Origin of the sequence: Cupriavidus sp. SIMBA_020 (assembly GCF_046535395.1) — a bacterium.
Lineage (GTDB): Bacteria > Pseudomonadota > Gammaproteobacteria > Burkholderiales > Burkholderiaceae > Cupriavidus > Cupriavidus campinensis.
On sequence record NZ_JAWRWU010001549.1, the window covers coordinates 1 to 240 of the forward strand.

A 240-nucleotide genomic window follows, 5' to 3' on the forward strand; every position below is an offset into this window, starting at 1 on the left:
GCGGCCTGATCCTGGGGATCGCCGAAACCACCACCGGTTTCTATCTTTCGACGGGGTACAAAGACGTGCCGGGACTGGTCCTGCTGCTGCTCGTACTGACCTTCAAGCCCGCCGGCCTGTTCGGCAAGACCGCGATCAAGAAGGTGTAAGCGATGAAACCCCTGCACCTATTGCTTTCCATCGTGGCCGTGGCCTGCCTGGCCGCCGTGCCGCTGGGCGTGACCAACACGTATTACCTGC

At 61.7% G+C, this 240-nt stretch carries 1 pseudogene; it reads left to right on the forward strand.

What is annotated here, in order from left to right:
• A pseudogene (locus SB751_RS34790) lies at positions 1-149 on the forward strand (branched-chain amino acid ABC transporter permease); the annotation flags it as partial.
• Between the last annotated feature and the right edge of the window lie 91 nt (positions 150-240).